Annotated in this window: 20 protein-coding genes, 1 tRNA gene and 1 pseudogene; 13 read left to right on the top strand and 9 right to left on the bottom strand. The window is 62.8% G+C overall.

Translation table 11 applies throughout. From position 1 onward, the window contains the following. Positions 1–50: 50 nt before the first annotated feature. Positions 51–2,162: a helicase-associated domain-containing protein gene (locus FO013_RS00615; protein ID WP_260847888.1), complete on the bottom strand. Its 2,112-nt coding sequence runs from the start codon at positions 2,160–2,162 to the stop codon at positions 51–53. A 72-nt stretch (positions 2,163–2,234) separates the two neighbouring features. Here FO013_RS00615 and FO013_RS00610 point away from each other — a divergent pair, with 72 nt between their 5' ends. The 5 genes from FO013_RS00610 (at position 2,235) to FO013_RS00590 (ending at position 6,170) form a co-directional block, all read left to right on the top strand. Continuing rightward, positions 2,235–2,465, top strand: a complete 231-nt coding sequence (locus FO013_RS00610) for a hypothetical protein (RefSeq protein ID WP_143920555.1) — start codon at positions 2,235–2,237, stop codon at positions 2,463–2,465. 487 nt (positions 2,466–2,952) lie between these two features. After that, positions 2,953–3,333, top strand: coding sequence for a cold-shock protein (locus FO013_RS00605; protein ID WP_143920554.1), 381 nt, complete (start codon positions 2,953–2,955; stop codon positions 3,331–3,333). Next, entirely contained in the window at positions 3,333–4,241 is a 909-nt protein-coding gene (locus tag FO013_RS00600; protein ID WP_143920553.1) for a DUF3027 domain-containing protein, read from the top strand. The genes FO013_RS00605 and FO013_RS00600 overlap by 1 nt, the downstream gene beginning before the upstream one ends. Before the next feature lie 9 nt (positions 4,242–4,250). Beyond that, the gene (locus tag FO013_RS00595; RefSeq protein ID WP_143920552.1) at positions 4,251–5,510 is read left to right on the top strand and encodes an MFS transporter; all 1,260 of its coding nucleotides are present in this window, start codon (positions 4,251–4,253) and stop codon (positions 5,508–5,510) included. A gap of 162 nt (positions 5,511–5,672) precedes the next feature. Beyond that, entirely contained in the window at positions 5,673–6,170 is a 498-nt protein-coding gene (locus FO013_RS00590) for a DUF456 domain-containing protein (RefSeq protein WP_143920551.1), read from the top strand. Between the two features lie 161 nt (positions 6,171–6,331). Here the strand turns inward: FO013_RS00590 and serC are convergent, their stop codons facing one another. Further along, positions 6,332–7,489, bottom strand: coding sequence for a phosphoserine transaminase (gene serC, locus FO013_RS00585; RefSeq protein WP_143920550.1), 1,158 nt, complete (start codon positions 7,487–7,489; stop codon positions 6,332–6,334). Between the two features lie 177 nt (positions 7,490–7,666). Between serC and pdxH the strand changes: the two genes are divergently transcribed. The 5 genes from pdxH to FO013_RS00560 all read left to right on the top strand — a co-directional run bounded on the left by pdxH (position 7,667) and on the right by FO013_RS00560 (position 12,677). Then, positions 7,667–8,338, top strand: coding sequence for a pyridoxamine 5'-phosphate oxidase (gene pdxH / locus FO013_RS00580; protein ID WP_143920549.1), 672 nt, complete (start codon positions 7,667–7,669; stop codon positions 8,336–8,338). Between the two features lie 253 nt (positions 8,339–8,591). Beyond that, positions 8,592–9,278, top strand: a complete 687-nt coding sequence (locus FO013_RS00575; protein ID WP_143920548.1) for an iron-dependent transcriptional repressor DtxR — start codon at positions 8,592–8,594, stop codon at positions 9,276–9,278. 467 nt (positions 9,279–9,745) lie between these two features. Then, a complete protein-coding gene (locus FO013_RS00570) occupies positions 9,746–10,561 on the top strand; it encodes a C40 family peptidase (protein WP_143920547.1) in 816 nt (271 codons plus the stop codon). Between the two features lie 408 nt (positions 10,562–10,969). Next, positions 10,970–11,470, top strand: a complete 501-nt coding sequence (locus FO013_RS00565; protein ID WP_143920546.1) for an HNH endonuclease — start codon at positions 10,970–10,972, stop codon at positions 11,468–11,470. 142 nt (positions 11,471–11,612) lie between these two features. Further along, entirely contained in the window at positions 11,613–12,677 is a 1,065-nt protein-coding gene (locus FO013_RS00560; RefSeq protein ID WP_143920545.1) for a universal stress protein, read from the top strand. A gap of 38 nt (positions 12,678–12,715) precedes the next feature. On the opposite strand, the gene FO013_RS00555 is transcribed toward FO013_RS00560, so the two are convergent. The 3 genes from FO013_RS00555 to FO013_RS00545 form a co-directional block, all read right to left on the bottom strand. Next, the gene (locus FO013_RS00555) at positions 12,716–13,342 is read right to left on the bottom strand and encodes a class F sortase (RefSeq protein WP_143920544.1); all 627 of its coding nucleotides are present in this window, start codon (positions 13,340–13,342) and stop codon (positions 12,716–12,718) included. Positions 13,343–13,408: 66 nt separating this feature from the next. Next, on the bottom strand, positions 13,409–14,851 hold the full coding sequence (locus tag FO013_RS00550; protein WP_143920543.1) for a hypothetical protein: 1,443 nt from the start codon (positions 14,849–14,851) through the stop codon (positions 13,409–13,411). Positions 14,852–15,310: 459 nt separating this feature from the next. Next, positions 15,311–15,386, bottom strand: a tRNA-Arg gene (locus FO013_RS00545). 107 nt (positions 15,387–15,493) lie between these two features. Between FO013_RS00545 and FO013_RS00540 the strand changes: the two genes are divergently transcribed. After that, on the top strand, positions 15,494–20,320 hold the full coding sequence (locus tag FO013_RS00540; protein WP_143920542.1) for a DUF4011 domain-containing protein: 4,827 nt from the start codon (positions 15,494–15,496) through the stop codon (positions 20,318–20,320). Between the two features lie 380 nt (positions 20,321–20,700). On the opposite strand, the gene mscL is transcribed toward FO013_RS00540, so the two are convergent. After that, on the bottom strand, positions 20,701–21,177 hold the full coding sequence (gene mscL / locus FO013_RS00535) for a large conductance mechanosensitive channel protein MscL (RefSeq protein WP_143920541.1): 477 nt from the start codon (positions 21,175–21,177) through the stop codon (positions 20,701–20,703). A gap of 343 nt (positions 21,178–21,520) precedes the next feature. Next, positions 21,521–22,150 (bottom strand): SAF domain-containing protein, encoded by a 630-nt coding sequence (locus tag FO013_RS00530; protein WP_143920540.1) that lies wholly within the window; start codon positions 22,148–22,150, stop codon positions 21,521–21,523. An 89-nt stretch (positions 22,151–22,239) separates the two neighbouring features. On the opposite strand from FO013_RS00530, the gene FO013_RS23120 reads away from it, so the two are divergent. Further along, complete coding sequence (locus tag FO013_RS23120) at positions 22,240–22,503, top strand: hypothetical protein (protein WP_313900564.1); 264 nt, start codon at positions 22,240–22,242, stop codon at positions 22,501–22,503. A gap of 14 nt (positions 22,504–22,517) precedes the next feature. Here the strand turns inward: FO013_RS23120 and FO013_RS23115 are convergent. Beyond that, positions 22,518–22,658: pseudogene (locus tag FO013_RS23115) on the bottom strand (FmdB family zinc ribbon protein); the annotation flags it as partial. 224 nt (positions 22,659–22,882) lie between these two features. Beyond that, positions 22,883–23,557 (bottom strand): 5-formyltetrahydrofolate cyclo-ligase, encoded by a 675-nt coding sequence (locus tag FO013_RS00520; protein ID WP_260847887.1) that lies wholly within the window; start codon positions 23,555–23,557, stop codon positions 22,883–22,885. Positions 23,558–23,604: 47 nt separating this feature from the next. Between FO013_RS00520 and galU the strand changes: the two genes are divergently transcribed. After that, the gene (galU, locus tag FO013_RS00515; RefSeq protein ID WP_143920538.1) at positions 23,605–24,507 is read left to right on the top strand and encodes a UTP--glucose-1-phosphate uridylyltransferase GalU; all 903 of its coding nucleotides are present in this window, start codon (positions 23,605–23,607) and stop codon (positions 24,505–24,507) included. The last annotated feature ends 2 nt before the right edge of the window (positions 24,508–24,509 follow it).

Genomic DNA, 24,509 nt, shown 5'->3' with positions numbered 1-24,509 from the left:
CTGCTTCTTTCCACGCCGAGGTGACTTCCGAGGGCACAACGCCTGCACCCTCAGGATTGTTCCTCCACCCCGTCGGATTGATCGCCGGCCACATCGACGCTGACGATGCGCGCGATCGACAGGGACGCCTCGGCGCCGGTGGTCTTCACCTTGCCCCGCACGCGCCCACCGTTGACAGTGGCCGGGAACATGTCGATGACGCGCTCCTTCCCGTGCGAGTCGGCGAGCATGATCGTGACCTGCTGGCCCGCCTCGGCGGCTTCTCGGAGGCGATCCATGTGTCCCAGCGGCTCGTCCGTGCGCGTGGCCGGGGCCGAGCGAGCCCCCGGGGAGCGCAGGATGCGGATGTAATCGTCGAGGTGGGCATCGTCGACCCGTGCGCGTTTGCGCAGATGCACCTCGGGGTCGGCCTGCGTGATGACCTTGCGCTTGCGCACCGGTCCCGAGGGGGAGTGCAGCATGGCATGGTGCTCGGCGGATTCGAGCAGGTGCATGGTGCGTTCGGGCCCCAGCTGCCCGATCGCCACGGTCGGCGTCAGACGTTCCAGGCCGGCCGGCATCATCGCCTGGTCGGAAAGGATGACGTCGAGGTCGACGGGGTCATCGACGACGAGGACGGCGCGGGCACCGGCAACCCGGACGCGACGGAGCTTCGAGGCCGTGTTCTCGACGAGGAAGTTCAACGTCGACGGCAGGGCCTCGGCGCTGATCTCGCCGAGTTGGGCCAAGGCATCCTCGGCGTTGACGCCGGCCTGCATGCTCGCTTCGATGGTGTCTGCGTCGATTCGATACACGGTGCCCTGCCCGCGAGCTTCGACGACGGCGAACCTGCGCAGAATGTGATGGACCCTGGGTTCGATGGGCCCTGTCGCCACAGCGGTGAGGTCGGACTGGATGAGCACGGTCTCGACCTCATCGACGAGCCCAAGCCGCACCGCCTCGACGACATCGGTGGGCACGTCGAGGCCCTCGAGGCTGAAGTTCACCGGTGCGATCGACGGGTCGTGGGCGGCCTGGTCTCTCATCGCTCTGCGCAGACCTTCGGCGAGGAGGACTCCGAACCGGCTGGGCCCGAAGTGCTCGGAATTCTGCAGCGGGGTCGTCGCCAGACCGAAGGCGCCGGCGGTGTGCAGGATCGCTTCGGTCATCGCGAAATCGTGCGCGGGGATGAGTGGATGAGTGGCCAAGACCTGCGCGTGGATCCATTCGGCGGAGCGTGAGGATCCCTGCCCGATGTCGCGCAGAATCTCCACGATCGTGAACCGCAGCAGCGGCATCGTCGGCTGCGATTGGCTGAACCCCTTGAACAGAGACTTCTTCGGAGAGGCGAGAACGGTGAGGCGTTCGTTGGCGCTCGCCCCGGCCGCCAGCTGGGTGACGTCGAGGGGTTCGCGCAGCCAGGACGTCATCAGTGCAGCCCACAGCTGCGCCCTGTCGCCTTCGAGGACATCGGCCGCATCGTCGCTGGCCGTCCACTGAGGATCCAGCGGGTCATCGAGCACGCCGATGAGGTTCAGCGACTTCGCTGCGAGCAGCAGGGTGATCGTCTGCTCGAGCCCCAGGTCGATGGTCTTCCCGATCCGTGTGACGTCCCGCTTGGAGATGCCGCCGCTGGTCAGGCGGGAGATCGGGGAGCTGGCCAATTCATCGACGAGCCCGCGCAGGGAGGAGATGACCTCTGCGACACCGGCACGTTCGCTGTTGTGGATGAGCGCCGTCGGGATCGTCTCGGTACTCGTGTCGAGCTCGGACGTCGCACTCTGCCACGGATGTGCCCGGGCGGATTCGGCCGCCGAGGTGGGCAGCAGCGTAATGGCCTCCGATTGGATCCGCCAGGTGGTTTCGGACGAGGGCCAGGCCAGGCCCAGGTCGCGCAGCCGGGGGAGGGCCACCTCGGCGAGGGTGTCATCGATATGACGATTCTCACCCACGGTGATGTCGGCCGATGTGCGTGCTGCCTTGGCCATGTCGATGAAGACGTCGAGCTGGGTTGACGTCAGTGCTTCGATGCCCCGGGAGACGCCGATGCGCGAGGAAGCGGCCGCGGCCAGCGAGGGGATCGTCGGAGACTCTGGTTGGAGGAGATCGCGACGGGTCCGGACGAAGGACTCGAAGTCGGTATCGGAACTGTGGGACAGCCACTGGCTGAAGGTCATTGACATCGCTGTTCAGTTTACCGCGAGGGTTACAATAGATGGGTAGAAGACCTTCGTGGATCTCGGAAAGGACGAGCATTGTCAGCCAAGCGTGTCGACACCACCATCGTCGTCGTAGCCGTTGCCGCCGCCCTTGTCGGCGCAGTTGCGCTCATGGGCGTACTGGGCCAGGCCTGGATGGGCTACGCCCCGTCGCACCTGCTGACATATCTGCCGATGATCCTCCTCCCGATCGCATTCGCCTTGGTCGCCGTGGCCCTGGTCAGAGCAGCATTGAGACGCAGACAGACCGAGGTGGGCCAGAGCTGAAACTCTCCCGCGGGCGCTGTCGCCGGCACACGCACTTCCGCTGAAGCGATCGCTTCGCAGTCAGGTGCAGGGCGATCGCGACGTCAGCGCCGGGCGCCAACCCCACCATGACGGCATCGCGCCGAGGCTGGCCACAGTCACCGCCGTCACCTCGGGCGGATCGGTCGGTCATTGTTCGGCCAGCACACCGTTTCGACCGACGTTCGGGCGATAAGGCGGCATATGAGCACACCGGACGAGCACACAGCGAGATCGGATCCTGAAGAGGGTCCGGGGCCGCGTCGTTGCAGTCGGGCGAAGCCACAGCAGTCAGGCGCAACTGCGGTCAGCTAGAACTGCAGCCGGGCGAAGCGATGGGGACAGATCCCGATGCCATGCACCACTGAGCATCACCACGTACGAGCTTGACGAACCACCAGCAACACCAACTACGAGCAACACCAACGACGAGCAACACCAACTACGAGCAGCACCAGGAAAGGACATCATGCCAACCGGACGCGTGAAATGGTTCGACGTCGATAAGGGCTTCGGCTTCGTCATCGCCGAGGACGGCTCACAGGCCTTCCTCCACTCCTCAGTCCTGCCCGAGGACGCTGAGGTCACCAAGGGCACCCGCCTCGACTATGATGTCGTCGATTCCCGACGCGGGGCCCAGGTCCTCAAGGCCAGGCTGCTCTCCGGCCCGGCGAAGGTGGCGAAGGTCCGCCGACGCCCGGCCGAAGACATGGCAGTTATGGTTGAAGATGTCATCAAAGTACTCGATGACCTCAACAACGGACTGCAGCACGGCCGCTACCCCGATTCTTCCCACGGGAACAAGGTAGCCTCACTGCTGCGGGCAATTGCCGACGATTTGGAGTCCTGATGTCATCACTCTTCAGTGATTGGTTGGCCGGCCAGAGTGCCGAGCCGACGAACGACCCTGCGCCCGCCGAGGCGGCGTCGGCTGCCGAAGCACCTGTCAGGGCTGAGGCTGCAGCGCCGGTGAAGCCGACTAAGGCGCCGCGGACGAGCTCCGAGAAGGTCGTCCTCGATGCACAGCTTGCCGCGGCCATCGACACTGCGCGTTCTGCCATCGCCGAGGTTGCCGGCAGTTCCGTGATCGGTGATCATTTGGGCACGCTGGCCGAGGGCACCCGCCTGGTCACCCACTACTTCGCATGCACTGATCCGACCTACCGCGGTTGGCGCTGGGTCGCGGTCCTCGCCCGTGCACCTCGGTCGAAGAAGGTCACGGTCTGCGAGACAGCACTGCTGCCCGGCCCCGACTCCCTGGTCGCACCGGAATGGATCCCCTGGGATCAGCGTGTGGAACCCGGCGATCTGACTCCTCGCGACACTCTGCCGAAGGTCGAGGACGATCCGAACCTGCAACAGGGCTTCGAACAGGTCGAAGAGACCTCGGATGGCAATCTGGACGAGATACCGAATTTTGAATTCGGGCTCGGCCGTCGCCGGGTCCTCTCGCCCGAAGGCATCTCATCGGCCGCTACCAGGTGGGCCGAATCGGAGACCGGCGCTGAATCGGATTTCGCGGCGAAGGCCTCGGCTCACTGCTCCAGCTGCGGATACCTTATGCCGCTGGCCGGATCGCTGAGACAGAAGTTCGGAGTCTGCGCGAACGGCTGGTCCCCGGCTGACGGCAAGGTCGTCGCACTCGACTTCGGCTGCGGAGCCCATTCGGAGACCGATGTCAGCCGGCAGAGCAGCGATCCTGCCGAAGCCGTCGTTGACGACTACTCCGCCGGCGAACTCGAGTTCCAGGAGGGCTGACACACCGAGATGGCGCACACGTTCCGGTCACTGGTTGAACCGAACTACCGACATTGGTTCGCCGGTGCCCTGATCTCGAACACCGGAACGTGGATGCAGAGGACGGCCCAGGACTGGATCGTCCTCACCTACCTGACGAACAACAATGCTTCGGCACTGGGCATCACCATGGCGCTGCAGATGGGCCCACAGCTCATCATGTTCCCCTTCGCAGGAGCGATCGCCGACAAGTTCTCCAAGCGCAAGCTGCTCATGGTCACCCAGACGCTGCTGGGAGCCGTAGGACTGCTCCTGTTCGTGCTCGTCATCACCGACGTCATCGTCCTCTGGCACGTATACCTGACGGCTCTGGCCCTGGGCATTCTGGCCACTCTCGACAACCCTTCCCGACAGGCCTTCGTCTCTGAGCTCGTCGGTGAGAAGCTGCTTCCCAATGCAGTCAGCCTCAACTCCGCATCGTTCAACGGTGCCCGCATGATCGGCCCCGCCGTCGCCGGCGTGCTGACGGCGCTCATCGGCGCCGGGCCGGTCTTCCTCATCAGCGGGCTCGGATTCGCCGCGACCCTGACGGTGCTCATCCGTTTGGATCAGACCCGGCTGCACCCCTCGGGGCGCAGGGGCAAGGGCGGGATTCTGGGCGGATTCAAATACCTGCGAAGGCGCCCCGATGTGACGATCGTGCTGGTCGTGCTCTTCATCGTCGCGACCTTCGGATTCAACTTCAACATCTACACCGCCACCATGGCCAGGATCGAGTTCGGCAAGGACGCCAGCGGCTTCGGCCTGCTCAACTCCGTCATGGCGATCGGATCCGTGACCGGAGCACTCGCCTCGGCGAAGCGGGAGAAGCCGCGACTGCGTTTCATCTTCGGCGCGGCAGGCGGCTTCGGCCTCGCCGTGGGAACAGCATCTCTGATACCCAACTACTACGTCTTCGCGGCTTCGCTGATGCTCGTCGGTTTCGCGTCGCTGACGATGATGACCTCCGCCAATGCCTATGTTCAGACGACGACTCCCGCGCACTATCGCGGTCGGGTCATGGCGATCTACGCTGCCGTCGTCATGGGCGGGACTCCCATCGGTGCCCCGCTGGCCGGCTGGGTCGCCGATGCGTACGGACCGCGGATGGCGATGGGCGTCGGAGCCGCCTCGGGCATCATCGCCTTCAGCGTCGGCCTGGTGTGGATGATCGTGTCGAAGAATCTGCGCCTGAGCTATGACCCCAAATCTCGCATCCGTCTCCACGTGAGCTATCTCGGCCGGCCCTGATTACCCAGCTGAGGGCTAGGAGTTGGGCTTGGGGTTGGGTTTGGAACTTATGGCTGGGTGTGGGACTGGGAACTGGGTCGGCAGTCGTCTGCCATCCTGAGCGCGGCGCAGAGCCTGGTCCCTTATTATTGGGAGCCCCATGAGCAACAGATCGGACAGACAGTGAACGCGGACATTCTCACCTCGGTGCTGGTCGGACTGGCGATCCTCGTCGGCTGCCTCGGCATCATCCTGCCCGTTCTGCCGGGATCCATCCTCATCGCGATTGCCGTGCTGGTCTGGGCGATCGTCATCGGCGGGCCGATGGCCTGGATCATCTTCGCCATCGTCGCCGTCTTCGTCGCCGGCGGGATGAGCGCCTCCCTGGTGCTCACGGGCAGAAAGCTCAAGGCGATGAAGGTTCCCAACAGATCTGTGCTTGTGGCCGGTCTCCTGGGAATCATCGGGTTCTTCGTGATTCCCGTCGTCGGCCTGCCGATCGGCTTCATCGCCGGTCTCTACCTCGCCGAACACATGCGCCTTCACGACGCCAAGGAAGCCTGGGACTCCAGCTGGGAATCACTCAAAGCGATCGGCATCGGCACCGCTCTCGAGTTCCTTCTCGCCCTGCTGGCGGCCATCACCTTCGGCATCGGAACCCTCATCCACTTCCTCGGCTGAAGGCTGGGGGGCTGGGGGGCTGGGGCCGCCCGTACCGTCGGGAGTCGCCGGCAACTTGGCCTACAGACAGTTCGGCACCCCACACCCGCAGCTCCAAAACATCTCATTGCACAGGGATGTTGAGGAGCTGCCGGTGCAGGGTGCCCGGCCTGAACGAGGCTTCAGGCCAGGGCGTCGATGACGAAGTCGATGCTTGCCAGCAGGGCTTTGACGTCCTCGGGATCGACAGAGACGAACGTTGCGATGCGCAGCTGGTTGCGGCCCAGCTTGCGATAGGGCTCGACGTCGACGATGCCGTTGTTGCGCAGCACCGAGGCGACGAGGGCCGCATCGACCGAATCGTCGAAGTCGATGGTGGTCACGACCGCTGAGCGATCCTCAGGGTTCTCGACAAAGGGATGAGCCACCTCGGCGGCATCGGCCCAGTCGTAGACGAAACCGGAGGTCTCACGGGTGCGGGCGGTGGCCCACTCGAGGCCGCCGTTGCCGTTGATCCACTCGATCTGCTCGGCCAGGAGCACCAGCGTCGTCACGGCAGGGGTGTTGTAGGTCTGGTCCTTGCGGGAGTTCTCGATCGCGGTCACGAGATCCAGCGACGCGGGGATCCAGCGTCCGGAATCCTTGATCTCCTGGGCACGCGCGATGGCCTTCGGAGACATGATCGCCACCCACAGGCCGCCGTCGGAGCCCATGTTCTTCTGCGGTGCGAAGTAGTAGACATCGGTCGCGGTGATGTCGACAGGCAGACCACCGGCACCGGACGTGGCGTCGATGACGACGAGCGCGTCTTCGTCGATGTCCTCGGGGCGGGTGATCGTGGTGGCGACACCGGTCGAGGTTTCATTGTGCGGCCAGGCATAGACGTCGGCCGTGGCATCGGAGGTCCCGGCCGTCTTGGCGAAGGAACCGGGGGAGGGGATGGCTGAGGTGCCGGGCTCGGCCTTGAGGATCAGCGAGTCCTGCAGGTGTGGGGCCTCATCGGTGGCCTTGGCGAACTTCTGACCGAACTCGCCGAAGGTCGCGTGTGCGGCCCGCTCGCGCACGAGTCCGAAGGCGGCGACGTCCCAGAAGGCGGTGGAACCGCCGTTGCCAAGGACAACCTCGTAGCCTGAGGGCAGGTTGAAGAGTTCGGCTAGGCCGGCGCGGATGCGACCGACCAGCTTTTTCACGGGTGCTTGGCGGTGGCTGGTGCCCAGCACATCGGCGGCGGCGGAGTTCAGCGCCTCGATCTGGGCTTTGCGGATGCGAGCCGGACCGGCTCCGAATCGTCCGTCGGCGGGCAGGAGTTCGTCTGGGATCGTTATATTCGTGGCAGTCACGCTCGACATTCTACGACGCACCCACGAGTGGGCGACGACCGGCATCGTCATGGGAGACATGTGAGGGCGGGACTGAGTCCTGTCCAGGGGCGGCTTCAGCGATGAGTTATGCGCTCATGCGGCGAGGTGTGCAGGCAGCCGATGACTCGTGTCACCGGAGCGTCGTAGAGTGAAGGCATGAGTGAGCCAGTCGACCGATTGCCGCAGACCCGGAAGTCCTACGAGTCACCGACCTTCGACCATCCCGAGGTCTCGCCGCTCGCGCTGTTTCGACAGTGGTACGACGAAGCCGCGGAACACGTCCGCGAACCGAATGCGATGACGGTCTCAACCCTCGATGAATGGGGACCGTCCTCACGGATCGTTCTGCTCAAGGGCATCGATGAGACGGGGTTCATGTTCTTCACCGACTACGACTCCGCCAAGGGGTCTCAGCTGCGCGCCGATCCACGAGTGGCCGTGAACTTCCCCTGGCAGGATATGGAACGGCAGGTCAGGATCAGGGGCCTCGCCGAGGAGGTCGCACCCGAGGACTCGGACGCGTACTTCGCCGTGCGCCCCCATGGATCTCAGATTGCGGCCAGTGTGTCGAAGCAGTCTCAGCCCGTCAGCGGACGGGAGCAGATGCAGACAGAATACGATGCCGCCTTCGCAGAGTATGCGGACAAGGAGGTGCCCCGACCCGATCACTGGGGAGGATTCAGAGTCCGCGTCTTCGAGATCGAGTTCTGGCAGGGGCAGAGGAATCGGTTCCACGATCGGTGGGTGTTCCGCCGTGCAGATGGCAGTCACGAACCTGCGGATCTCTCACAGGCGGCCGCGTGGAATCCTGTCCGTCTCTACCCCTGAAGTCAGCTTCGGCTGAGTCGAGAACGCAGCGAAATAATCGTCTCACTTCACGCGTTGAGCGGGCAGGCGGGATCGTGGTCCAGGTGCCGAGGTCGAAGGATCGACCGGAGGATTCCGACATTGCGCATTCAGCGGTAGACGTCAACGTCGGTTGAACATACGTGATTGGACGCACGCGGGATAGGATTGACGCAGAGAACGCCTGAAATGGTCGAATGGGCCTGAAGACGAAGAGTGGAGTGGCTGGTCTGAAGTGAACGACCTCATTGATACAACTGAGATGTACCTCAAGTCGATCATCGAGCTTGAGGAGCAGTCGATCGTGCCGCTGCGCGCTCGGATTGCTGAACGTTTGGATCACTCCGGTCCCACCGTTTCACAGACCGTGGCGCGGATGGAGCGTGACGGACTGCTGCATGTGAGCAACGACCGTCATCTGGAGCTGACTGCCGAGGGGCGTCGGATCGCCACCGAGGTGATGCGCAAGCACCGATTGGCCGAGCGGCTCCTTGCCGACGTCGTCGGACTCGAATGGGAGCTCGTCCACGACGAAGCATGCCGGTGGGAGCATGTGATGAGCGAGCAGGTCGAACGCAAACTCGTCACACTCCTCCCCGAGATCGCTTCGGGCCCGTACGGCAACCCGATCCCTGGCCTTGACGTGATCGGTGGAAAGCAGACGCCAGGCACCGAGGTCGTCGATCTGGCGACGGCTGTCGCTCGCGACGGGGCGAAGGAACTTCGGATCGCTTGGTTGGCCGAACCTCTGCAGGTCGACATCCACCTGCTGCAGCAGTTCCAGGTCGCAGGTGTCCTGCCGGACAGCGATGTGGAGATCTCGCGCAACGGCGAGTACATCACGGTCCAGGTTCCGGGTGCACAGGATGTGCTCGACCTGCCGCTGGACACTGCTTCACACGTATTCGCCTACAAGAAGTAAGTTCTTTCCAGAGGCATTCCTCGGCAAGAAGTGAACTCGGTCGAGTGGTTGGCCCTGCAAGGTAACGAAGCGTCGTCGAGAAGCAAGCCTCGTTGGCAGAACCGGCGCTGGGACAACCCGGTCACGGCCGATGGTCTCGATCAGGATCGATTCGTTACAAAAGGACGTTGAGTACGGCCCAGGGGGTGTCAGAACACCCCCTGGGCCGTGTCGTATAACGCGCCAATGTTACGAATGTTTACCTCAATTCTCGGCCTCTGACCTGGACGTTTATGGAAAACCTCCGTGGTGGCGGGCGAGGTTCGTGACAGAAACGTGACAATCGGTCACTGATTGGTTACAGTTGTGGAGGTTGTTCACGAAAGTGACGACTTCGCCTCGAGAGCCGCGCGCCACGCTCGATGCGAAATTTCTAAGGACCGAGAGTGGCGGTTGGGATTATTTCCAATAGGTGACGAGAGGGAAACGTGGCAATTAAGCAGCATGGCCGCCGCGCCGCTGAAGCCAAGGTCAAGACTCCATTGACCGAACTGACAGAAATCCTGAACGCCAACTCCGCCGTCTTCGGACGCCGTGCAGCCGTTGTCGCTGCCAGCGGTGGTCTGCTCACCGCAGCAGTCCTTCCGGCAGCAGGACAGGGAGCCGACGACAACGTCGCAGTCTCCGCCGAGTCAGAAGCTCAGACGCAGGTCGAGTTCAAGAACCAGACTGCTACCGTCAACGCTGACGACGATTCCAAGGACAAGAAGCAGGACTCCTCCTTCAGCGCCGACGTCCAGACCGTCACCGCCAAGGCTGCTCCGAAGCCTGAGCCGAAGCAAGAACCCGTTGAGACCGCCGAAGACACCTCAGGCGACTCCGATTCTGCAAACGCCGGCACCTCAGATTCCGGTGACAAAGGCGAGAGCAAAGATTCCGGCTCCGATGCCGGTTCGATCGACGGCTCCAAAGCCGAGCAGGTCATCGGCTGGGCAAGCAAGGGCGTCGGCACTCCATATGTTTACGGTGGAACCTCGCAGAGCGGCTGGGACTGCTCCGGTTACACCTCCTGGGTCTACAGCAAGGTCGGCGTCAACCTGCCTCGCAGCTCCGGTGCACAGAAGGCCGCCGGCCAGGTCGTCTCCCAGTCGGAGGCCAAGCCCGGTGACCTCATCTGGCACCCAGGTCACATCGGCATCTACGCCGGTGACGGACAGATGTATGATGCCGGCTCACCAGGGTCAGGCACCTCGAAGCGCAGCTACAGCTGGATGGGTGACGTCACCTTCATCCGCGTTCTCTGATCCAGTTCACACAGAAACTCCCCGTCTGACTCGATGGTCCTCGAGTCAGACGGGGAGTTTCTGCATACCTGATTGCCAGAGATCCGTGCCATGCCAACCATGTGCTTGAGCTGCCGGCCACGCCGCAAGGTGAACGCCAATGAAAGAATCCGTGACGCGAGCGATATGAATTCGGTCACAGGAGATGGTCGGAGTTAGTCTTATTAGGATTGAGTTGGCGTAAGTGATGGGAAATCAGATGGGCCACAGTCGGATAGTGCGAATAGCCGCTCCAGTTTCTGGCGCGGAGTACATATCTGTGTCTGCCCCTTCTTTCAAGGCGTTGTGCTGCGGCACGACGCCTTTTGCGTTTCCCGGGCCCGTGTCGATCGGCGGGGTCCACACTGACACGAAGATGAGGGGCGGGATATGAAGACTCTCGTGCTGAATGCCGGATATGAGCCACTGTCGATTGTTCCGTTCACCAGAGCAGTGGTCCTGGTGCTCACGGGCAAAGCGACAGTCCTGGCCGCCGAGGATGTTCCGGTGAGGTCAGAACATCTGAATCTGGACCAGCCATCGGTCATTCTGCTGACACGTTATGTGAGGCCTCCTCATGACCGCAGGGTCTCCCTTTCCCGGCGGGGTGTGCTGCGCCGCGACAACCACCGCTGTGCCTACTGCGCAAAGCCTGCGACGACGGTTGATCATGTCGTTCCACGCTCACGCGGCGGGGTCAACAGTTGGGAGAACCTCGTGGCCTGCTGCCGTGAGTGCAACAACCGCAAGGGCAACAGGTCGTTGGCCGAGATCGGGTGGAAGCTCAGCTTCCACCCTCAGGAGCCGCGAACCGGTCAATTCTGGATGCGCGGGATCGACAAGCCGGTCGAACAGTGGCGTCCGTTTCTGGAGCTCTCCAGAGCCGCCTGATAGGGATATCGTCCCTGCTCGTCGCCGCTACGTCCGAACTGTGGCCCGATTCGGATAACGATGTGACATAGGCACCGGTCTCCGATCGATTCTGATTTAGGGTGGAGGCGAGAGAAGTTCGCTTCAAGATGAGGAGCTTGCGATGAATGAGCAAGACCGACCCCAGAACGACGATGCATCACCCGCGGGGGAGCCCGAAGCCGTTGTCGTCGGCATCGACGGTTCACCGCCCAGCCGCAATGCACTGGCGTGGGCAATCCAGGAAGCGAAGTCCCTGGGGAAGCCGATCCGCCTGGTCGGTGCCTACACGATCCCGAGCGTAGCTGCGGCCGCGATCGATGTCTCCTATGTTCCGATCGACGACACTTCGATCCGCGCGGCGGTGACGAACACACTCAAGGAAGCCGCCGCCGAGGTGAAGTCCGCCGGAGTGCCAGTCGAAGCAGTCATTGAGATCGGTGACGCAGCCGGTGTCCTCATCGACGAATCGAAGTCGGGAAGCCTGGCGGTCGTCGGCTCCCGCGGTCGCGGTGGATTCGCCGGGCGCCTGCTCGGCACCGTCTCCAGTGCACTGCCGGCCCACTCTGCCTGCCCGACAGTCGTCGTTCCCTCTGCGTGGCAGTCCGACGCGGAGAAGACCGCACATCCCACATCCTCACGGCCCATCCGACAGGACGGCATCGTCGTCGAAGAGCCCGACCCCAATGTCGAAGCCATCGAGGGCCTGCGTTTCGACGGCAAGGTCGTCGTCGGCGTCGACTCCCTCGGCGCCGAGTCTCCGGCACTGTGGAAGGCCGCTCGACTGGCCGTGCGCCGGGGATCGCCGCTGCACATCGTCGCCGTCATCACGACGACGGTCATCGGCCCGGAATGGCTGCCCAGCACCGCGGATCTCGAGCGACTGGTCAATGAAGGAGCTGACAAGCTCGTCGTGGCCAAACAGCGCCTGCAGGCCGAGTTCCCGAACCTCGACGTCACCTGGACCCTGTTCGACGGTCAGCCCGCCGAGGTGCTCGTTCGAGCTTCTGACACCGCCGAGGTGCTTGTCATCGGTTCTCGCGGTCGTGGAGGCTTCGCCGGACTGCTCCTTGGTTCGACCTCACAGTCAGTGCTGCCGTACTCACAGTGCCCGACCATGGTCGTACGCGTCACCCGCGATCTCAACAAGCGGCGACACGATGGAGAGATCCCTGAGCCCGGGCTGTGATGCTTGGCCCCACTGCACTGGCTCTGGAACTCTGCCGGTCATTGCTCGTCGGCGATTGCCTCGATGACGACGTTGTCGGCTGATCGGCCAGAGCTGCGCTGCAGACATGTGAGGATGACCAGGCGGCCGGGTTCATCGGCCCACACGCGATCATCACCGGAGATGTCGGTTTTGGGCACAGTGTAGGAGTCGGTCACCGTGTAGTCCCGGTCTTGGAGAGTGATCGATTCACCCTTTTCAACAGTCGGCTCTCCCGCATCGACATCGATGAGCGTGTTCCCGGGCAGCTCGGCTCCTTGCACGGAGTGGATGGCGACGTAGGTCGTGCCGCGTTCGGGGTGGTCAGGGGTGCCGTGGTTACGCACAACATAGCCATTGTGCAGCCCGGGGGGATTGATTGCGCCGTTGACCTCGGACATGGACTCCAGCCCGGTATCAAGCCCTACCGATGGGATCTGGAATTCTCCGTCGAGGGCTTCGATCTGCATATCCGCGACGTCAGCTTCGCTTGGTGGCTCTTCCAGCTGAACATCGGTCTGATCCTCGGCGGTGTTCTGCTCATCGGTGAGGCCCTGAGTGAGCATCCATGCACCTGCGCAGATGAGCGCAATGATGACGACTGCGACGGGGATTGACCACCAGTCACGAAAAATTCGTGCCGACATGGTTTCCTTTCATATGTCGGTGGCGGCCACCGAGGCAGTGGCCGCCACCGTGTCATGACTGAATCGTCAGTTGCCCGTCTTGTGACGGCGAAGTGCTCCGAAGATGAGCCCTCCGGCCACGGTCAGCAGCCCGAGGCCGCCGACGAGGTTCCAGTTGGGTCCACCGTCGGCCGAGTCAACGTACGCACCGGTCTTCACGACCGGGTTGTCGTCTGGCTTATCAGCCTCGGGAATGGCGATCTCCACGGTCTCCGAGGGCACACCGTATTCATGCGAGAAGGCTTCGTTTGATCCGGAGGCAGGAGCCGAGGCCACGAACGTCACCGACTTCTCTTCGCCTGGTTTGGCGAAGTCGGCATCGAGTGCGAGTTCGTCCGTCTCGAAGTCGACGGTGCCGCCTTCATCACAGGTGACATCGGGAGTGAAGGTTTCAAGCAGCTCCGCGTCCTCGGGGACGGTCTCGGACTGAGTGATGGTTCCGTCTTCGACGTATGCCTCGACCTTGACATCTTCGATGGTTTCACCCGGTGCGCAGTGGTCAAGGCGAACCTTGTCGGTGACCTTGGCCGGGAGCTCAGTGATCTCGGTGACCGAGACCTGCGAAGACACCTTCGGGGTGTAGAGGCCCTGGTAGGAATCCGACGCCTGAGCTGTTGTCTCCTGCCCCTCAATGACAGCTTGCAGGCTCGCGCGATCATAGTCATCGGCGTCGAAATCCTTGGGATTCCACTGGGTCACCGAACCAGTCGGCAGGCCCGAGAAGGTCACTGATACAGAGACATCGGGAACTTCGTCGGTGAACTCGAGGGGCACTTCGACTGACGATTCGCCGGACGTGATCTCCGTCGTCTCAGGCTCGGCACCGTCGACAGTGAGCTCACCGTCGAATCCGGGAACGCTGACACCCTCGGAGTTGACCAGCGAGACAACCGCCGTCGATGAGTCCTCGTCAATGGTGACCTCGGCCTTATAGGTGCCGTCTCCGGCATACTTCGCGGCTTCGTCGCCCATGAGTGCCGAGAGGTCGTAGGCGTCGGGAAGTACGTCATCGTAGAACGCGTCTGCACCGATTGCCTTGAGGTTCTGAGAGTCCTCGTTCCACCCGATTCCATCGGTGACCTCTTGCAGGCTGCGGTCGTCGAGAATGTCGCGGTGGTCGATTTCATCAGAGCTGTGGACGTGCTCGCCGATGGCCATGTCATGAGCCATCTGATCGGCCTGATCGTCGCGGGGCTCGTCCCATTTCGCGAGGATATAGGCCAGCTCGGGGGCTTCGACGGATGATTTGCCGCCTTCGTCGTAACCATTGCCCATAGGTTGGGTCAGGCCCCGGTCGATGCACCAGACACGACTGCCGGAGAGGACACCTGACGAGGGAATGTAGGCACCGTACATGGTGGCGTTGTCGACGCCGCCCTGGTTGTCCGTCTCAGGGTTTGTGGTGACTCCGGTGAAATCAGGTTCGCCCTCGTACGCGCTGAGCTGGGGGCCGAGTTCGGGCGCGGCCATTGCCGGGGACGATAGGAGGGTGCTCCCAGCGATCAGTGCAATCGTTGTGCCGACTACGGGGAGTCGTCTGCGGAGGTGCCGCATGTTCTGGTCCTTCCTGGGGTGCGCCACGAGGTGTCGGCCTTCGACTCCGCATGGTTGGGCGCAAGGCAAGTTGCCGGCGCGCGCTCCCACCTGGATAGTATAGAGCCAGCAAGGACAATTGTCGTGTTGGGTTGCTGTTGCTCTCGCCATTCGGGTGCTGGTGCCCCTCGTCGCCGAGCCTCTGGGGTGCACTTCGAGGTGCGACGGCGCACGCGGCGGGCATCGCTGCATCGTCGGATTCCGGGCGCAGGTGACGCCCGGGCGACTGTTGCGTCGGCTCCAGGCAAGCTGGGCGATGAGCTGAGCGCGGGTGCGCAATGTGCGGCGGTCGTCAGGAGATGAGGACCCGAGAATGGATCTGATCCGCAGTTGTGATGGCGCCCCCGGGCAGATTCGAACTGCCGGCACCCGCTTTAGGAGAGCGGTGCTCTATCCCCTGAGCTACGGGGGCGATGTGGCCTTCTTCGACCACGACCACCCAGTGTAGCGTAGAAGAAACCTGGATGTTTCACGGTGTGCCAGCACCTATTATGTGAAATTTCTCGTTAGGGTCGAATTGTGCCAGATTCCGTAGTTGACGATCAGTTCCCGGAACTCGACGATGTCTACGCCGAGTGGAAACAGCAGGCTGCCCATCTGGGCGGTCGCGACACCATGCTCCATTTCCGGGATTCGCGTGATGGCAGCATCGATCTCTCCGGAGCGCACCCGTCTGGCCTAGCCCAGCTGCTGGCCGGTCGGGCCACCCGACTCTCCAGCCTGGTCCGCGATCATGAGGTCCTCGCTGACGCACGCCGTCGAGCGAAGTCGATCCGGTCGAAGGCCGAGCAGCTCGATAACGAACGCGGAATTCAGGCGGCACACCTGGCGATCGGCTTTGCCTCGTGGACCGAAAAGGATTCCAAGTACAAGTTCAACGCCCCCGTAGTGATGCGCCATGTCACTCTCGTTCCCCGCGGCTCCCGCGTCGAGGACTTCGAGATCGTGCTGGGCGACGGAATCAAGATCAACCCGGCCTTGGTTCAGCACCTGGCCGAGGCCTACGACCTGAACGTTCCCGTCGACGAATGGGTCGACGCCACCGGAGGTCCGCACGGCTTCGACCCAGGGCCGGCCCTCGATCGCCTCCGCGACCTCGCACAGTCAGTGCCAGGGCTGCGAATCAACCACCGTTTCGTGGTGTCGACATTCGCGAACATTGCGAGCCCGTTCACCACGGACTACCTGCCCACACAGCACCCGATTCTCCGTGCCCTCGCCGGCGACGAGGACGTGCGAGGGGCGCTCGGCGGCCCGTCCTACGTTCCGGCTCCTCGGCAGGAAGTGCAGCCAGAGCCGCGTCAGGAGGCCACACCGAGCGCCGACGAACAGCAGACTTCTGCCCCGGACGCAGCCGTTGGCGACGAGGATGAGTTCTCACAGCCGACGGTGCCGATCACAGACGGGTCTCTGCCCGGGGGTGGGAAGGCCCCCGTCGAAGGTCCAAGGGATTCCACTTCGGCCGGCACCGCAAGTCGGACCGCTGCAGCTAAGGACACCTCAGCTAAGGGAGTCTCTGCCAAGGACGCCTCTGCCAAGGTCGCCGAAGCAGATGGCACTGAGCGTGATGCGCCCGTACAGCCGGACCAGAGCATCGGCGAACCCACCGCGACCGCCTCAGCGTCGACGGGCTCGAAGTCGGCGGACTCGGAGCCGACCGTCTCAAAGTCGGTGGGCTCGAAGGCAGTTGACTCAGCGGCAGCCACCGCCGAACCCCAGGCTGCCGAACCCCGGAGCACGGAATCTGAGACGGACGCAGACAGCTTCGCAGACTCGGACGCTGTCGAGACCGATGATGATGTCATTCCGGCCGCACTCAAGGAACCTGTCACCCCTCTCCCTGATCGCAAACCACAGGAAGAGTTCCTCGTCATCGACGTCGATGGCGACCAGCAGGCCGTCGTCGACGCCGCAGTCTCCGGGCAGTCGGTCGTCGTCGACACCCCACCAGGGACCGGGGCCACTCAGGTCGCAGTCGCGGTGGCCACAACACTTGCCCACACCGGAAAAAGCGTTCTTTTCCTGGCGCAGACCGCCGACGCACTCGACGACTTCTCCTCCCGCCTCGGTGAGGTCGGACTCTCAGAATTCGCCGTGGACACCCGCCAGGGCTCCGGTGCGATCAGAAACCAGCTCGTCGGCCTCATCGGATCGGCTGAGAAGGCCGAGCGCCCTGATCTGAGCGGGCTGCTCAACGAACTCAACGAACAGCGCGAGACACTGAACGAGCATGTCTCGTCACTGCATCGTCGACGTGAGCCCTGGGACGTATCCGTCTACGAGACCATGCAGCACCTGGCGGAGCTGACATCCGGCGACGATTCTCCCCAGACTCCTGTCCGGTTCGGTGAAGATCTCCTCGAAGCCAGTGATGACCGTCGCAACGCTCTGCGCGAAAAGCTCAGCGAGTTGGCATCATTGGGCGCCTTCACTCTCGACGTCGAGGACACCGTGTGGTTCGGCGCGGACCTGAAATCGGTCGACGAAGCCGAAGCGGCACGGACCGTCGCCGAGCGACTGGGCCGAACCATCCCTGATCTGGTCAAGGCCGTCGAGCCGGTCCTGTCCAAAGCCAAACTGAATCCCCGTCGCAACCTCAATGACTGGTCACGCGCGATCAAGGTGCTGCTGCGGGTGCGCGCGACCCTCGACAGCTTCGCCCCTGACATCTACGATCATCGACTCGACGATCTCATCGCCGCGACCGGAACCGCAGAATACCGTTCCGAGGTCGGCGTAGAGATGGGCATGCTTCAGCGCAAGCGCCAGAAGAAGTCCGCGAACGAATTCCTCCGTCCCGGCGCCGTGGTCACTGACCTGCATTCGGCGCTGATCGACGTCCGGTCCCAGCGCATCGTGCTCCAGGACCTCGCAGGGCATGACGGTCGTCCACAGATTCCTCGCGGCGTCCTCGATGCTGATGAGATCCTCCAAGGCGTTGAGGCCGACGTTGCCAAGATCGCACCTATTCTGGAGACCACTCCAGATGGCGGCGATCTGGGATCGATGCTCATCGAAGAGCTGCAGGCGCGGACCGAAGCCATGGGCCGTGACTCTGAGCACCTCGGTGAACTTCCGGAACGGTCCCGCATCCAGCGCGAACTGACCGATGAAGGCCTGTCTGATCTGCTCACTGACCTGCGTCGCCGCAAGGTCGACACCACGCTTGTCGGACCGGAGTTCGATCTGGCCTACTGGGCGTCGGTTCTGCAGAGGATGGCCAGCGAAGATCCCCAAGTGGGTCGTCACGACGGTGCCGCACTGCATCAGGTGGCCGAAGGCTTCCGCGAAAACGACCGTGCCTTCGTCGCAGCAGGTGCGAGCCGATTGCGCTACAACCATGCTCAGGCGTGGAAGCGGGGCATCGACAACGACCCGATCTCCGCTGGCGTCATCAAGCAGGAGCTGCTCTCCCCGCACACCTCCGTGCAGACCATGTCGACGAGGGCTCCCGAGCTCCTGACGACTCTTGCTCCGGTCTGGATGGCCAGCCCGTACACGGTGCCCGAATTCTTCTCAGCACTGCCGCTCTTCGATGCTGTGGTCATCGCCGATGCGGGACGTCTCTCTGTCCCTGACGTGGTCCCCGCCATCACCCGGGCCCGTCAGGTCATCTCACTGGGCGACTCCAGACTGCTTGGTCCCCGTCCCTTCACGATCGCGGTTGATCGCTGGGGAATGGACGATGGGAACCATCTGAGCTCAGTGCAGGAGCGCCTCGGCGAATTCCTGCCTCGAATGGAACTGTCGAATTCCTACCGACAGTCACCGGTCGGACTCATCGATCTGGCGAACCGGCACTTCTACGATTCGACGATCACGACGATGCCGACCGCGCACACAGGGGAGGGCACCGGGCTCGAGTTCTCCTACGTCGCCGACGGAAGAGGGCCGACGGACATCGGCACCGGTCGTGTCGAGAGTCCTGACGCCGAGGTCAAGCGGGTTGTCGAGCTCGTGCTCAGGCACGCTCGGAATCGTTCGCGTGAGTCCCTGGCCGTCGTCGCGCTCACCGCTCATCACGCTCAGCGCGTTGCCACCGCGATCTCTCGGGCGATGAAGGACCTGCCCTATGTTGCAGCGTTCTTCAGCGATTCGAGCAAGGAGCCCTTTGTGGTCACCGATGCCGAACGCGTCCAGGGCATGTCCCGCGATGCCGTGATCTTCACCCTCGGCCTCGGTCGGACAGTTCACGGTCGTGTCATCCACGACTTCGGTGCGCTGTCCGGTCCCGACGGCGAGCGGATCCTCGCGGCCACAATGACCCGAGCACGCAAACGTCTCACCGTGGTCTCCAGCATCGAATCCGATGACTTCGACACGAACAGGCTCAGCGGGGGAGCGGCGCTGCTGCCACGACTGCTCGACGAACTCGCAGGCGGCGGCGTCAAGCAGCCGGGCCCACACGGCGAGATCTACGACCCGCTCTTCAACGACATCGCCGATCGCCTGCTGCAGCTTGGCGTGGTCGCTCACGAACATTACAACGGCATCGATCTGGCCGTGGCCAACTCGACTGAGGACGAGCATGGAATGATCATCGCCGTCGCCGGAGACGGACCCGAATACGCATCGGTACGCAGTCTGCGCCAGCGTGAGCGGGTCGTCCCCGAGCAGTTGGCCCGCCGCGGATGGAAGTTCGTGCGCATGTGGTCCACCGACGCCTTCGTCGATCCGCAGTCCGAGACGGAGAAGATCTTCGAAGCTTGGAAGTCTACGGTCGAAAAGATGAGTCCGCAGGCTGTCCTCAATGCGGCTCGTGCGGCCTCGGTCGTCGTGGGTCGCACCGGCAGCCGGCCCAAACTGGTGCCGGGCCTGCCCATGCACAAGTACTCGGATTCGGGCCTCGATGCAATGATCGACTGGGTCCAGTCTGATGCCGTCGTCCGTGGTGACGGCGAGATCAAGGATCTGCTCCGAACGGCGTTGGCACAGAAGGGCAATTCCGGTCGTGGAGACTCCCAGCTGCAGGCGGCCGTGGACCGCTACCGGCAACGGCATGCACAGGCCAAACGGGTCACCGGCGCCGAGGTGGTGGTTCCCGAATCAGCACAGCACAGTCCGATGGAAGACGAGGTTGTTCCCACCTTCGACACGGGCAAGATCAGGGCCGATGAACTGCGTCAGGCGGGATTGATCGAGACCGCGAGCAATGACCAGGTGCCCAGCTCTGATCAGGTGCCCAGCTCTGACGGGCAGAGTGCCCCGGATGGCACGCAGGAGAATCCGCCTGAGTTCTCCGAGCCCACCGGTGGTGTGCAGGAGGCTGCTTCGAGTGAGCTGAGTGCTGAGAAGGAGCGTCCGAGCGCAGCCGATATCGAGCCGCGCACGGATGATTTGCGCTGAGATGACTGACGAAAGCCTCGGGTCACAACCTCCCGAGGGTGAGCATGCACAAGACTCAGATCCTGCTGATCACTGCGCTGAACTTGCTTCCGGTGAGGTGCACGAAACGGAGCATCAGAAGAGGGTGCGACTCGAGGCAGCAGTGCGGAAGTATCGTGCCACGCTGCGCAATGAGGCAGAGGCCGACAACGGAGGCTTCAGCGCAGACTATTACCGGTCACAGAAACCCCCACACTGGTGATGGGCGGCAGTGAGATGTCTCCTTGAGAGGTGCCTCGTTGTGAGGTGCCGAATCTGAGAAGCAGCGAACAGTTGGGATTCATCAAGACGAGGGCCCGCTTCCCCAATGGAGAAACGGGCCCTCGTGGCGCTCGCGTCAATCAGTGGCGCGGGGGCTCTGTCGATTCGGTATCGTCGAACGGACCGGCCGTGCTGGCAGGACCTTCCGCAGGGCCACCGACGGTTGTGGCCGCCTGGGTCCGGAGGATTTCGCGAATGTCGCCGAGCAGATCCTCGGTGGTCGGAGGAACGTCTTCCTCAGGAGCTCCGCGCTTGCGCAGCTCGTTGAGCTTGTTCATCGGGACGATGATGATGAAGTAGACGACGGCGGCGACGATCAGGAAGTTGATCGCTGCAGTGATCACAGCGCCCAGGTCAATGGTCGTCTCCGGAACGCCTTCCTTGATGCGGAAGGCCAGCGCAGGGCCTTCCGCGCCGCCGACGGCAGCGATCAGCGGGTTGATGACCTTATCGGAGAAAGCCGTCACGATTCCAGTGAATGCGCCGCCGATGATCACCGCGGTTGCGAGTTCGACGACATTCCCTTGGAGAATGAAGTCTCTGAAGCCTTTAAGCATTGGAGGGGCACCCTTTCGGAGTGTATGTAAACAATAATGGGGAGTGAAATACTTCTACTACGAGTACATGATACACACAGGTAACTCAACTACACCCCGAGGACATGCGCGCCATCTGTCGCTGCAAATCCCAGTTAGCCCGGCTCGGGACAATCCAGTTAGTCCGGCTGGGGACAATCCAGTTAGCTCGACTAGGGACAAATCCCAGTTAGCCCGGCTCGCGGCAAATCCCAGTTAGCCCGACTCGGGACAATCCAATTGGCTGAGCTGGGGATATCCCGGCTGGCCGGGCCGGAGGGTCCCGGTGAAATCAGCCGGAGGTCATAGCGACGTCAGCGGTGGGTCAGTGCGGAAGGATCGCGAAGCTGATCGGCATCCCGGCAAATTCTGCGATGCGTTCGGCATCATCCGAGGACAGAATCACTGAGACAAGCTGCCCTGATTCAGCGGAAATGCCGTCAGCCTTGTCAACCAATCGGGCAATCGTCACTTCCTTCACGACGACATCAGAGCCTCCGTCGGGGAGTGAGCTGAATAGGCGGATGCGCTGCCCTGGCTGCAGAAGTGCCGCCGAAGAATCATCGGCCAAGCGCACAGGCATGAGGAGGTCAGTGCTGCCCTCCGGCAGTGCCTGCTGATCGAGGACCGCCGACTGCGTCAATGGCGAACCCTTGGACAGGCCCGCCGAGGTGCGCTTGTGATCGGCGTCCGAGATAGAGGTGAAAGCCTTGTCCGGGACGAGTTGCGAGGGAAATTCGACAATTGTCAGATCTTGCGATCGCAGTTCAGATCCCGGCGGCAGATTTCTGGTGGCAACGACGATGGACGTTCCGCCCTGATCCGGAGTGAGGATCCAGACCGCAAGCGCACACGCACAGGCGATGCAGACGGCGGCGACTATCCGCTGTGGTTTGATCCGTGAGGACTTCGACCAGGTCGATGCTCTGGCTCTGAGGCGCCGCAAGATTCCCATACCCGGAGCCTGGTTGTGCGCAGAGGCTCAGATCAAGGGGACAGGCAAGGCCTGTGGACAGCCGTTGTGTGTCCACAGGTGAATCGCACATGAGTCATCGGTCATTCCACAGCGATGGCGCGCACGGGTCGACAGAGCGCGGATGCGGTGAGGAAGGCCGACGGGGTCAGCTGGCGGAAGTGCTGCTCGCCGCCGGAACGCTCTTAGCCGGTGAGCTGGATGTCGAGGAGGACGAGTCCGAGGAGCTCGACGATTCCTTCGACGAGCCCGATGTGTTGGACGAACTCGAAGAGTCGGAGTTCGAGGTAGAGGGGACTGTGCTCGAATTGCTTGCGCGGGAGTCAGTGGCGTAGAAGCCCGACCCCTTGAAGCTGATCCCCACGGTGCCGAAGACCTTCTTCAGGCGTCCCTGGCACTCGGGGCAGACTGTGAGCGAGTCATCGCTGAAATCTTGATGAATATCAAAAGCGTGACCACAGCTCTTGCAGGCGTAGGAGTAAACGGGCATTCGAGACCTTTCTTCGACGAGAAGATTATAGTCCACCGGACTCGCCCGTGAGTAACGCATGGGGTGAGAGGCTCGAGTAGTCGCCGTCTCATCCACAGGACCGTACGCGCGAGTCGGCTGCTGTGGACCCGATCTGAGAACGGCCCAAAGCTTGAGAGCGGGCGTGGTCGCATCGCAATCGATGCTTGCATCCGGCCCTGTCTCGGTTTCGTCGAAGGACCGAATCAGTCGAAGGAGTGAACACCGTGATCGGTCACGGCACGAGTGATCTGCAGGTCCCAGGGTTCCACGGTGAGCTCTGGGAGACCGAGTTCGCTCGAGAAGCAGACTCCGTAGACCAAGCTTGCGTGTTCCCTGCCTATCAGGGGCACTTCGCCGCGCGGGCCGAACGTGCGGTCATAGAAACCGCCGCCGTTTCCCAAGCGGGCACCGCCGGTCCCGAACCCGAGGGCAGGCACGAACACGAGGTCAGGGGCCACCTCGGCGGACATGAGATCTGCGGCGGTCAACACAGGTGAGGGTTCACGAATGCCCCACCTTCCGCGAGCGTGGAGCGTGGCCATGGACTCGGTGACGGTACCGAACATGAGGGCATGACCGACAGCGGTGACGACAGGGAGGTAGACGGTTCCACCGCGGGCGAGGAAGCGATCGATTACCGGGTCCAAATTGGGCTCGCCGGTCAAGGCGGCATAGGCGAGCACCGAATGGCCTGTCAGGTCCAGGTTCGGCCACAGGCTTTCGATGATCTGCCAGGCAGACTCAGCGACCGACGACTCACCCTCGACTACCGACGATTTCGCCTCTGTCATCGACGATTCAACGCCCGCCGCAACTTGAGCCGCGCGTTCGGAACGGATGTGTGCACGCAATTGCGCCTTTGAAGTTTCTGCATCCACACTGATAAGCCTAAGCGCTGCCACATCCTTTGGTTAAGATGAGCGACATGAGTGATGAACCGCAACGCACTGTGCGCAAGGCCGTGATCCCTGTGGCCGGACTTGGTACCCGCTTCCTCCCCGCCACAAAGGCGACTCCCAAGGAGATGCTGCCCGTCGTCGATAAACCGGCCATCCAATACGTCGTCGAAGAGGCAGCCGATGCCGGCCTGCAGGACCTCCTCATGATCACGGGTCGCAACAAGCGACCTCTGGAGGACCACTTCGACCGCGTCGACGGACTCGAAGCCGCACTGGCGAAGAAGGGCGACACAAAGAAGCTCGCCGCTGTTCGTCACGCGTCCGAACTCGCCGACATCCATTACGTCCGCCAGGGTGACCCGAAGGGCCTTGGCCACGCCGTGCTCAAGGGCCGCCAGCACGTGGGCCAGGAACCGTTCGCGGTTCTGCTCGGCGATGACCTCATCGACGAACGCAGCCCGATTCTGCCGAAGATGATCGACGTTGCCGAGAAGACCGGCGGCAGCGTCGTCGCGCTCATGGAAGTTCCTCCTGAGGCGATCCACCTCTACGGCTGCGCCGCAGTCGAACCCACCTCCGATGACGAAGTCGTCAAGGTCACCGGCCTGGTCGAGAAGCCAGAGCGGAGTGAAGCCCCTTCGAATCTTGCGATCATCGGCCGCTACGTCCTCGCACCGGAGATATTCGACGTCCTCGAGACCACTGAACCGGGCCGCGGCAATGAAATCCAGCTCACCGACGCCCTCCAGGTCCTCGCTCGACAGGAGGGCGGCAACGGGGTCTACGGAGTCGTCTTCAAGGGCGCTCGCTACGACACCGGTGACAAGCTGGACTACCTCAAGGCCGTCGTGCAGATCGCCAGCGCCCGCGAGGACCTGGGTGCTGACCTCAACAGTTGGCTCAAGGAATACGTGGCAACACTTCCCTGACC

Origin of the sequence: Brevibacterium aurantiacum (assembly GCF_007558825.1) — a bacterium.
GTDB lineage: Bacteria > Actinomycetota > Actinomycetes > Actinomycetales > Brevibacteriaceae > Brevibacterium > Brevibacterium aurantiacum_A.
Note: the sequence above shows the minus strand (reverse complement) of the source record. Positions and strands in the feature narration are given on the sequence as shown.